This is a genomic window from Sporosarcina sp. D27 (assembly GCF_000586555.1).
In the GTDB taxonomy this organism is placed as follows: Bacteria; Bacillota; Bacilli; order Bacillales_A; family Planococcaceae; genus Sporosarcina.
On sequence record NZ_AZUC01000045.1, the window covers coordinates 67,119 to 78,430 of the forward strand.

Consider the following 11,312-nt stretch of genomic DNA (forward strand, 5'->3'; position numbering starts at 1 on the left):
CGGCCGAACCATTAGATCAGGCCTAACTTCACGGCATATGCTTCTAATGCTTTTTCGAAACATTCTTTAGGAGCACGAACAGTTCCTGCACCAACTTGACCCATTCCTGCTTTTTTGTGTGCAATTCCTGTGTTGATAACTGGTTCAATACCTGTCTCGACTACTTTACGAGCATCGATTCCGAGGCAAGCCCCTTGGAAGTCCCAAGTTGGAATTGTAAAGTTACTATTTTGTGAAACACAAATTTCTGTCATTTCATTACTTGTTGCAAGTGCATCGTCAAAGCCACCTGCGCCAACGAAACGTGTTACACCAGGCGCTGCGATCATTGCCATACCACCGACACCGAATGTTTCAGTGATTGCACTGTCCCCGATATCCGGGTTGGCATCGTCTTGAGAATATCCTGTGAAGAATAGGCCTTGTGGTGTGTTAACTGGCGCTGTGAACCACTCATCACCCATTCCGCTAATGCGGATTCCGAAGTCTTTACCATTACGACACATGGCAGTGACAACAGTTCCATCTTGAATGGTGCGAGCTCCGTCCATTACAGCTTTTCCTGTAGCCATAGCTATGTTGAGGAAGAACTGATCTGTATCTGCCAAGAACTGAATAACATCCTTACGATCATTATCATCCATGTCCAACTGAACGATGTATGGGCTGATCTCTTTCAAGAAGATTAAGGATGCTGCAATGTTACGTTGGTGGAATTCATCACCCATCGTGATCGCTTTTGCGATGATAACGTTCAGGTTCAAACCATCTTCAGTGAGTGCAAGGGCTTTCGCAATCGTTGGTCCAAGAATATCTTGCATCCATTTCAAACGATCGATAACTTCTTGTGAATTGGCACCAAAACGAAGAACTTTTCCGATACCTTCATTCATGATGCAGTATGCTTCGTTTCCATCTGTACGGTTTTCTACAACGAATACTGGCATATTAGCAGAGGTGATACCACCCATTGGTCCTACTGCGTTTACATGATGACATGGGATGAATTTCACTTGACCGGCAGCTAGTTGTTTTTCCGCTTCTTCTTCGTTCGATGCCCAACCTTCATAGATCGAAGCACCAATACATGATCCTTGCATTGGACCTGTCATGTCGTTCCACTCAATAGGTGGACCTGCATGTAGCAATACTTTACCGTCATTCAGCTCTTTAATTTTTTCTTTCGCTGGTACAACATTCACTAAAAATGGAGCGGACCCAGTGATTTTATCGATAACCGCTTTGTTTGCTTCATCCATTGACTTGTAGTTCATAACGTACACACCTCATTCGTCATATTTACAGATGTCTCCATCTGCATGGAAAAGGTCCAGTCCAGAGCGGGTCTGGACCTCCTATCTTCATCATTCTGAATTTATTTCAGTAAGCTTAAGATTTTAGCCATACGTGCATTGCCGCCAGCAACTGGGCGCCAGTCGTATTGAACAAACTGTGTGCCTGTATCTGAAAGTGCACCTGTAAAGCCTTTCAAACCGACGTTAATGACGCGTGGACGTTCTGAAACGAGTGACGCGATGTCTTCAGAGACAGAAAGATCGAATTTTTTATCCGATTTTGTTCCCTCTACATGTTTCTTTTGGTTATCTTCCACATGAAGTCCAACAATACTGAGAGCAGTACGGACTGCTTCGTTGTTTGTTTCTTTTACGATGACACCAGCTTCTTTCAACTGTTTCACGTGACCATCATAGCTTTGTGGATCGTTTTTCGTACCACAAACTGTTGCGACAACATGCAATGTACGGCCGTCTTCTTTTGCTTTCGCTACCGCTTTGTTGATAGACGGAAGTAACGCGCTTGCCATGTCGTCATGTGAACCATAGCCAAGAACGAAGTCTAGCAAGATAACAGCTGTTGTTTCATCATCCCCAGCTTGTTCGATGAACTTCGAACGTGTTTCCGGATCGATCATCGGGTGTGGCTTCCCTTGTGTATATTTATCGTCCCCAAGGTCAACGATTTCCTGACCTTCGTGTTTCAAGACGTAGCCTTCTTCGTTTTTAATGTGTGTGCCAAGACCAAGTGCGTCTGAAATGAGGACTGCTGCTTCAGAAGCTAGAGTACCACCTGAGTACAATCCTTTTAGAGTCTTCTGACCGTCTTTCAAACTTGTATTCTCTACTGAGAAGTCGCCTGAGTTGTAATCTGATTTCACTTCGTTCCCACGTGCTAGATCCACTGCGATGTGTGCAGTTTCCGCAAGTGTATAAGCTTGGTAGACATTACCTTCATATTGCTCCGGCTTTTCCCCAAGGAATACCGCAACGACTGGCTTCGTCAAACTTTGAAGAAGTTCCATTACTTCGTTACGAACGTGTTCTGCAGGTGGCTTAGAAATGATCGTGATAATTTCTGTCGCGCTGTGGTTTTCTAGAGCACGAATTCCATCCATCATAGTAATCGCACCAATTGGATCTTTCAGGTCACGTCCACCAGTACCGATAGCGTGGCTGACCCCTTCTCCTAAGCGATCAATAATTGTGGATACTTCCTGGATTCCTGTTCCTGATGCACCGACAAGTCCGATACGGCCTTTGTTCACGACGTTTGCGAATGCCAAAGGTACACCGTCAAGAATTCCTGTACCGCAGTCAGGACCCATGACAAGTAATCCTTTGTCGTGAGCTTTTTGCTTCAAGCGCAATTCGTCTTCTACAGAAACGTTATCACTAAACATGAACACGTGAAGACCACGGTCCAATGCCTTGTCCGCTTCATCTGCTGCATATTCACCAGGTACTGAAATCATGGCAACGTTTGCATTTGGAAGTGCATCCACTGCTTTGTCCCATGTCCGTACTGTTTCAAATCCTTGTTTTTTGTTGCTGATGGATTGGTCATTTAAGTATTGTTCTACTTTTTCAAGAACTGTGTCTATCATGTCTGCATTGTCTGTGTCGACAACAATTGCCATGTCGTTCGATTCTGCTGCTTCGAGTTCTGCTGTATGCAAACCTGCGTCTTTAAAAATGTCTTTGTTAGATGGTGTTGCCATCATGATCTGTACTTTGTTGAGACCTTCCATTGTTGCGATTGAGTTGGTGAGCAACATGAGGTTAATGGAGTCTTGGTACGAATTCTTCTTGATAATCGTATGAAGCACAAAAATCACCCCTGTAAGTATTTTTTAAAATCAGCGAGCCTACCATTGCATGTGTTTCCCTAATGGGTAATCACGAAACAATGGTGAAAGCTGGTTTTGTTTATCCAAGTTAATTGTAACGCAATTTGCATTACAGACGAATAAAATACAGGAGCGTAACATTACAAAAACATAAAATTGTGAATCGAAAGCTTTTTTCTTAGCGTTTCCTGTCGTAAGATAGTAGAAGAAATAGTTTTCCGAGTGCGATTCTGACAATTAAGAGAGCACCTACATTGTATATAAAACTAACCATTACAATCGATATTTAATAAGAGACATAGAGAGTTAGAAAAGAGGATGCGATTATGGCAGATGCATTTGTTTATAAACGTGTGGATGGTTGCGAGATTGGAGGGGTCCTTCATCCAACATCTGAACCCCATGCCCCTCTGATTGTCTACATACATGGAGGCGGACTGATCTGGGGGACACGAGACGACATGAATCGGGAACAAATCCGTCTATATAACAAGGCTGGATTCAACGTGTTTTCTGTGGATTATCGACTTGCTCCTGAATCCAAACTTCCAGAAATCCGGGATGACATTCAGGATTTACTAGTTTGGATAAAGACGGAAGCGCCTGCTCATTTCGATTTCGATCGAGAACGAGTGGCTGTGATTGGTAGTTCAGCAGGTGGTTATCTAGCGCTGTTATCAGGGACATTTGAGGTGAAACCGGATGCGATTGTGTCGTTTTACGGGTACGGACAGGTTACTGGTGAATGGTATCAGAATCCAAGTCCGCACTTTACATCGATGACGTCTGTGCCTGAAATGTTAGCGAAGCAACTAGTTCAGCCAAATGCGATTTTCTCAGCTCCAATCGAACGACGATATGCGATTTACTTGTATTGCCGTCAGCAAGGCACGTGGCTCGATTGGGTCGCAGGTTCTGATGCCGTGGATAAAAATAAGCTGGCACATTTCGCACCTGTTGAGTTAGCAGATACAAGATATCCGGCAACGCTTCTTATTCATGGTGATCAGGATGAGGATGTGCCATATGCAGAGTCTGTCGCGATGAAAGAAAAGCTCGATTCATTAAGTATTCCAAGTGAACTCATGACGATTTCCCAAGGGAAGCATAATTTTGACGCGAACATGAACGACCCTGATTCAGTACGAACTGTTCAGCATACGATTACTTTTTTACAACAACTATTTCATATGAAAACAAACTGATAAGTGGCTGTAGCCAAAAGGAGTGTTGGAGATGAAGGTATCTATTGAGGAATTGAAAGAGCTGATGGCAAACAAACTCACACAAGCGGGACTACAACGGGTTCATGCGGAGATAGTTGCAGACGTACTTGCACACGCAGATGCTCGCGGTATTTTTTCTCACGGAGCGATGCGTACTGAATACTATGCCGAACGAATTGCTAAAGGCGGCATTACCGTAAACCCGGACATTCAATATAAGCAAACTGGCCCAGGTACTGCCGTGCTAGATGCAGATAATGGCGTCGGGCACGTGGCTGCCAAAGATGCAATGAATCGCGCAATTGACATGGCTCGGGAAAACGGAACAGCCATTGTTGGCATTCGTCGTATGAGCCATAGCGGAGCCATGTCGTACTTTGTTCAACAAGCAGCAGAAGCTGGAATGATTGGAATCTCCATGTGCCAGTCCGATCCAATGGTCGTTCCTTTTGGCGGAGCTGAACCGTATTTCGGGACAAACCCGATCGCGTTTGCGGCTCCTGGTGAAGGGGATGATAAAATCATTTTCGATATGGCAACAAGCATTCAAGCATGGGGTAAAATTTTGCATGCTCGATCAAAAGGAGAATCCATTCCGGATACATGGGCAGTGGACAAAGACGGAGTACCAACAACGGATCCATTTAAGGTGACAGGATTGCTTCCGATTGCTGGACCAAAAGGCTATGGTCTTATGATGATGGTAGATATCTTGTCAGGTGTGTTGCTTGGACTTCCGTTCGGAAAGCACGTGTCGTCGATGTATCATGATTTGACGGCGGGACGTGAACTCGGACAACTTCATATTGTTATTGACCCAGGCGCATTCACAAGTTCGGATTTGTTCCGTGCCAATATTTCCGGCATGATGAAAGAATTGAATGAGGTGAAACCAGCTCCAGGGTTTGATCAAGTACTGTATCCTGGTCAGAACACAACACTTCAAGAACAAGAGTCCTTGAAGAATGGTGTGGAAATTGTAGATGAAATTCTGGAGTATTTGCGTAGTGACGTTGTACACAATAACCAATATGATCATAAGGATCCTTTTGCGAAATAACTCAGATGGCCCACTTCTTGTGGGCCATTTTTTGATGATTTTTCTCATTGTCGATCAGTTTGGAGCGGTTGCCGTTCACTTGCAGGGAATTCTCCATCACTCGTGCGCACTTCTCCTACACTTAGAGTAATTTCTCCGACACTTGGGTGAGTTTCTCGATAAAGGGACACAATTCAAGTGCTTTAAGGGATTTAATTGGTAGCGATTTCCTAGTCCTTGGATGGGATAACTCATCGGTGGATGTATCTTAATGTAATTGGCAAAACCACCATTTTCAAATATTAACCCACAAAAAAACAGCACAGCGAGACAACTAATGTCTCGCCACACCGTTCGGATAATTACACAATTTCGGCCAGTCTTAACATGAACGCACGTAGCACTTCTGCACCTTCCAACAATTCTTCCATAGCTGTGTACTCTGCAGGGTTATGACTAAGCCCATCTTTGGACGGAACAAAGATCATGCCAGTCGGACAAAATGCCGCCATATTCATAGCATCATGCCCTGCTCCACTTGGCATTTCTAACCACTTCACTCCCCGTTCTTCACAAACCGCTTTGAACCCATTCACAATGTCAACATCCATTTGAACTGGTTCTTCACTGGAGATTGCATCCATCCAAACATCTAACCCACGCGCTTCGCTCACTTCTTTGACCGCTTCTTTAAGTGCATCCACGACACGTTGTCGCGATTCTGTGTTCGTTCCTCGGATATCGACGTCCATTTCCGCTGCACTTGGTACGACATTCATCGCTCCGGGTTTTATTGAAAAAACGCCCACCGTACCAACAGTACCATGCGCAAGTTCTTCATTAGCTGCCCGTTCCACGGCTAGTGCAATTTCAGCTCCGCCAAGCAGTGCATCATGACGGTAATCCATCGGGGTTGTCCCTGAGTGATCTGCCGTTCCTCCGACGTGGACATGGAATCGGACAGGCGCGGCAATGGCAGAGACGACCCCAATAGACGCTTGTTGCTTCTCTAGCACAGGTCCTTGCTCTATATGGAGCTCCACAAAAGCTTTGAACTCATCTTGAAAACGCATCGCTAAATGGACTTCTTCCAAATCGAGTCCATTCTCTTCAAACGCTTGCATGAGAGTAATGCCATTTCTGTCTGTCAATGACCGGGTATATGCTGGATCCAATCGTCCCGACATCGCTTTACTCCCAAGTGTGGATGCTCCGAAACGTGACGATTCCTCGCACGCGAAGATAATGACTTCCATCGGATGTTCTGTTTCAATGTTGTCATCCGCGAGCGAGCGCATCACTTCAAGTGCAACGAGCACACCCGCGGTTCCGTCAAATTCTCCAGCTGCATAGACCGAGTCGATGTGTGAACCCGTTGCTACTACAGGCAATTCAGCTGTTGCGCCTTCACGTCGTGCAATGACATTTCCCGCGTAATCTGTACGCACAGTGAAACCAGCCTCTTCGAACTGCTGAATCATATATTCCCTCGCATTGCGCTCTGTTTCGGTATAAGCAAGCCGGTTGATGCCTTCTCCTTCGTCTGTAAACTTCGCAAGTTCTTCAAATGACTGACGCAATCGCTCCAGCTTCATAGCAATTCCCCTTTTCATATATGTACCGTGATGCAAATGAATTCACAAAAAATTCCTTCACTCCTACTATAAAGTATCGCAAGTTCATAGAAAAAAATCAAACCGGCTATCCCATTTAACTCTAGGGAAAGCCGGTTTATCAGTTCATCCATTCCATAATCACGAGAACAATACCAGTTGCAAATAGCGCAACGTGTCCGATGCAAAACTTAGGAAATAGCTTCCGCGTCATTTCCTTTTCCACATCTGTTTCAATAGAACATGTCATACAGCGGAACTTGTCAACAATACGCTTCACTGAGCTTCTCCACGAAGAGCATTTTGGACACCATCAGGGTCGAACCCCAAAATCCAAACGTCATTCAATTTGGTCTGAGGAACACCCATCTGTCCAGTTGTTTTTACGAGACGCTTTCCTGCTTCTTGATCTAATGAAACGTTGACAGTTTCATAGGTGATTTTCTGTTCGTCCAAATAATTCGTCATCATCGTGCAATATGGACACGTAGAAGATACGTAAACGGTTGCTTGTGGTGTCATAACAAACACTCCTTTTGATTTGGTTGACTTCATCATATACCCCTAAAGGTATTACTTCAACCTATCAGCTCTCTTCAGAAAGCTCTTCTAAGACAATCGTCCTCCTTCTTAAAAATGATGATTCACTGCAACAGGGTGCCTTGTAATGTAAATTGTTTCCGATTGAAGGTTCTAACAATTTTCTTTCATATATCGTAAGAAGTCATGATCACCAAGAAATCCCCATTTAATCAAACGCGTTCTTCAGCAACCCTCCCTCTAAAAAAAGCCGGCTCTCAGAGAATTACAACGCATCTCTAGAAGCTAGCTTTTAGAAAATCACTTTTTAAGAATGTGCTGGGGTTTCTTCTCCTTCTTTTATATCCTCTTTCCTTTTTTCCGTACGACTAATGAGTGTCGTACCTACGAGGTCACCCGTAACATTTAGTGCCGTTGCTCCCATTCCAATCAATGCATCTATCGATGTAAGTAAAGCGACTGCTTCAATCGGTAAACCGAGCTGTACAAAAACTGTTGCAATCATTACTATTCCTGCACCGGGGACACCTGCCGTACCAATTGAAGCAAGCGTACCGATCAAGACTACCATTGCCATATCCGCCAACGAGAGAGGGTTTCCTGAAATATTTGCAGCAAACACTGCAGACACTGCGATCCGTATCGCCGCTCCATCCATATTGATTGTTGCGCCTAAAGGCAAACTAAATCCATACAAACTGCGTGGCAACCCTAAATCACGTGCAGCAGTTAAAGCTAATGGCAACGTGCCGGCACTACTTTGCGTCACAAAAGCTGTCGCAATCGGAGTTCGAGCGTGCTTGAAAAACGTTAGCGGATTCACTTTAAACAGCAGCATCGCGACAATATACAATACGATTTGCGCAAGCAATGCTGCATATAGCACGCCAATCATCCCTCCAAGAGAAAGAAGTGTTTCGGCCCCTTGGCTCCCCACCGTCTTCGCCATGATTGCAAATACACCAATCGGAACGTATTGCAAAATCCCTTTGAGGATGAATAATGAGGCTTCGTTCAGCGCACTAATCGTTTTCAACAAATGATTGCCGAGTTCATTCAATCCTTCTGAACTACGCATAGCAGAAATTGCAATACCGAATACGAGTGCTGTAAAAATGATTCCTAGTAAATTCATTTCTGTGAACGCGGTAACGATATTTGACGGAACTACATTTAGTAACACATTGACGATGCCAGGGTTATCCGGTACGTCAAACGACTCACTTCCGTCCAACTTCATGCCAGATCCAGGTTGGAACAATGTTGCAACCGCAAGTCCTACCACAATTGCAACCGCAGAACTGAGCGTGTAATAGATGAACACTTTTCCACCCATTCGTCCAAGATTCGAAATCGTCGTCTGATTCACACCTACGATGAGCGTAAAAAGAATAAGAGGAATAATTAAGAACGTCAGAAGACGAATCAGTAAATCACCAAAGGGCGCAAATACACTCGCTTGCTCTCCCATCAGCAATCCAACCACAATTCCGAGGATTAAAGCTATTGTTATTTTAAGAATTAAAGATGCATTCGCATATCGTTTCCATAGTGCCTTCATGTATGTCAGCATCTCCTTTTCTCTACATTTCTGAATAATTCCTATCTGCTTACTAGGGTATATAATAGTCTACAATAATGCACATAAATAATGTTGTCAATGTCTCTGCTCAATACGGCAGGGTGTATTCATTTCTTCCCAATGTGATGCACAAATAACCCCATGACATGGTACAATAATCAGCAAACATTTAGATAACTAGAGGTGAACGAAATGAAAACAAGGCGATACGACATTACAGGGAGCTCAATTTCAGGAATAACCATGAAAGACGACAATGCTCCTGAAGAGAATAACTTGGCGTTACACGCTTGTCTGGATCCAACAGCCGTGTTAAAAAATCGCGAGTCACTTGCATCCTCTCTCGGATGTTCAACAGATGATTTTGTCTATGCAAACCAAACACATAGTGCCAATTTCCACAAAGTTACTCATAAGGATTGTGGGCGTGGTGCAACTGACCAAACTACCGCAATTCCTGATACGGATGCTTTGTATACAAATGAGCATGGCATCGTTCTTGCTGGGTTCATGGCGGATTGCGTACCCGTGCTTCTTTCAAACGAACGAGCTGGCATCGTTGGCGTTATTCACTCGGGTTGGCAAGGAACTATCAAAGAAATCACCCCGGTATTGCTCCAGCATCTTATTGAACATGAAGGATGTCTTCCAGAAGACTTCGAGGTACTAATTGGACCTGCACTTAGCCAAGACAAGTTCGAAGTGGACGGTGATGTTTACGAGAAGTTTCAAGCGCTTGGCTATGCGGAACCCTGGATTGCGTTTAACGAAACGACCGGCAAATACCATATTGATAACCAGCAGACTGTTAAGACACAATGCGAACTCGCAGGCATCCCGAGTACTAATATTACAATCGATCCGATGTGTACGTTTCAAAGCCACGATGGATTTTCATATCGTCAAGACAAAAAGGCAGGAAGACATCTTGCATTCATCGGATTAAAGTAGCCGGGCGGAAAACGCTCGGTTTTTTATGTTTGCGCCCCTTCCTTTAGCAACAACGCATAATACAACTGAACCGCCGAGCTAAATCGGGTAGGATTTAATCCTGTTATATCTGAAATACGTTTAAGGCGGTACGAGAGCGTATGACGGTGGATCCTAAGCTCATTGGACGTATTTTGGGCATGAAGTTCATGTTCCAAATACACTTGAAGTGTTTCTATCAAATTCTCATCAAGATATCCTAATACCCTCTCAATGTATTGTGTGTGCAAGGGGTGTTGATATGCCCCCATCAAAGCGCGCATTTCAATTGTTTCAAAATCACTGATGATTTCATTCATCATCCCAAATTGAATTGCGTGACGGGCAGATTCATATGCCAATACGATGTCCTCTTCTACGAACACCGTTTTACCAATCCCAATCTTAAGGAGCGAAACACCTTTCTGTTCACAAACATGCTCTACTCTTTTTTTCACAAGTTCCCGATCCACTCCCCATATTAGAAATGGCATGGCATGCCCATAATCTGCTCCAGACAACGCAGAACGAATCCCCATAGCTTCAGCTAGCCAATCCGCAAGATGGTTTGGTGTACGGGTCGCTTCGTTTTGGTGAACGATCAGTATTGTAAACGGTCCTTCCAAAGAAATGGTTAACATCTTCATCCGATCCAATGTAACTCCTGAAATAGGAAGTCCGCTTATGAGTTCTTTAAATACTAATTCCCCTGCAGTTCTCTTCCACTCCGATTCAGAAGTCAATAACGACTGATGAACCATCATTTCTGTTGTTAATTGGACAAGGGGTGCAACATCTCGTAACTCTTCTATGGATCCCGTTATCCCAATAATGCCAACTAATCGAGATTTATAGTGAATCGGTAAATTCACCCCAGGTTTTGAACCTGGCCATTCCTCTAGATTATCATTGTCTATCCACAATGACTTTCCCGTTTTCGCAACATGGGCTGCACCTTCATGAATTCTATCCACCCGTTCCCTTTCCCCTGAAGCTAAAATCATTCCATTCGTATCCATCACATTCAAATTACGGGTCAATCTAAGCATCGTCTGTTCCACAATTTCCTCTGCAAGTCGCTTCGTCAGCATCTTATCACCTCAACGTATAAAAAAATCATGTAAATTTAAGTAACACTTATACACACAGTCTAATGTAATTAGATTATTCTGTACATATAATGATAGACATCAACTAC

10 protein-coding genes are annotated in these 11,312 nt (G+C 44.0%); 3 read left to right on the top strand and 7 right to left on the bottom strand.

Features of this window, described 5'->3' with window-relative positions; all coding sequences use genetic code 11:
* Positions 1-11 precede the first annotated feature (11 nt).
* Together N693_RS0107275 and fdrA are read right to left on the bottom strand one after the other, a co-directional pair.
* Positions 12-1,274 carry a DUF1116 domain-containing protein gene (locus N693_RS0107275; protein WP_025784142.1) on the bottom strand — a complete coding sequence of 421 codons (1,263 nt, stop codon included), beginning with the start codon at positions 1,272-1,274 and terminating at the stop codon, positions 12-14.
* Positions 1,275-1,375: 101 nt separating this feature from the next.
* Positions 1,376-3,124 (bottom strand): acyl-CoA synthetase FdrA, encoded by a 1,749-nt coding sequence (gene fdrA / locus N693_RS0107280; protein WP_025784143.1) that lies wholly within the window; start codon positions 3,122-3,124, stop codon positions 1,376-1,378.
* Between the two features lie 347 nt (positions 3,125-3,471).
* On the opposite strand from fdrA, the gene N693_RS0107285 reads away from it, so the two are divergent.
* Complete coding sequence (locus N693_RS0107285) at positions 3,472-4,350, top strand: alpha/beta hydrolase (protein ID WP_025784144.1); 879 nt, start codon at positions 3,472-3,474, stop codon at positions 4,348-4,350.
* Positions 4,351-4,381: 31 nt separating this feature from the next.
* Positions 4,382-5,431 carry an ureidoglycolate dehydrogenase gene (gene allD / locus N693_RS0107290; protein ID WP_025784145.1) on the top strand — a complete coding sequence of 350 codons (1,050 nt, stop codon included), beginning with the start codon at positions 4,382-4,384 and terminating at the stop codon, positions 5,429-5,431.
* Positions 5,432-5,772: 341 nt separating this feature from the next.
* On the opposite strand, the gene N693_RS0107300 is transcribed toward allD, so the two are convergent.
* The 4 genes from N693_RS0107300 to N693_RS0107315 form a co-directional block, all read right to left on the bottom strand.
* Positions 5,773-7,005: a Zn-dependent hydrolase gene (locus tag N693_RS0107300; RefSeq protein WP_172643575.1), complete on the bottom strand. Its 1,233-nt coding sequence runs from the start codon at positions 7,003-7,005 to the stop codon at positions 5,773-5,775.
* A gap of 139 nt (positions 7,006-7,144) precedes the next feature.
* On the bottom strand, positions 7,145-7,303 hold the full coding sequence (locus N693_RS20165; protein WP_156028881.1) for a hypothetical protein: 159 nt from the start codon (positions 7,301-7,303) through the stop codon (positions 7,145-7,147).
* Positions 7,300-7,545 carry a glutaredoxin family protein gene (locus N693_RS0107310; RefSeq protein WP_025784147.1) on the bottom strand — a complete coding sequence of 82 codons (246 nt, stop codon included), beginning with the start codon at positions 7,543-7,545 and terminating at the stop codon, positions 7,300-7,302. Before N693_RS0107310 ends, N693_RS20165 begins: the two co-directional genes overlap by 4 nt.
* A gap of 325 nt (positions 7,546-7,870) precedes the next feature.
* Positions 7,871-9,124, bottom strand: coding sequence for a dicarboxylate/amino acid:cation symporter (locus tag N693_RS0107315; RefSeq protein WP_025784148.1), 1,254 nt, complete (start codon positions 9,122-9,124; stop codon positions 7,871-7,873).
* 213 nt (positions 9,125-9,337) lie between these two features.
* Here N693_RS0107315 and pgeF point away from each other — a divergent pair, with 213 nt between their 5' ends.
* On the top strand, positions 9,338-10,096 hold the full coding sequence (gene pgeF, locus N693_RS0107320; protein ID WP_025784149.1) for a peptidoglycan editing factor PgeF: 759 nt from the start codon (positions 9,338-9,340) through the stop codon (positions 10,094-10,096).
* A gap of 23 nt (positions 10,097-10,119) precedes the next feature.
* Here the strand turns inward: pgeF and N693_RS0107325 are convergent, their stop codons facing one another.
* A complete protein-coding gene (locus N693_RS0107325) occupies positions 10,120-11,205 on the bottom strand; it encodes a sugar diacid recognition domain-containing protein (RefSeq protein WP_025784150.1) in 1,086 nt (361 codons plus the stop codon).
* Between the last annotated feature and the right edge of the window lie 107 nt (positions 11,206-11,312).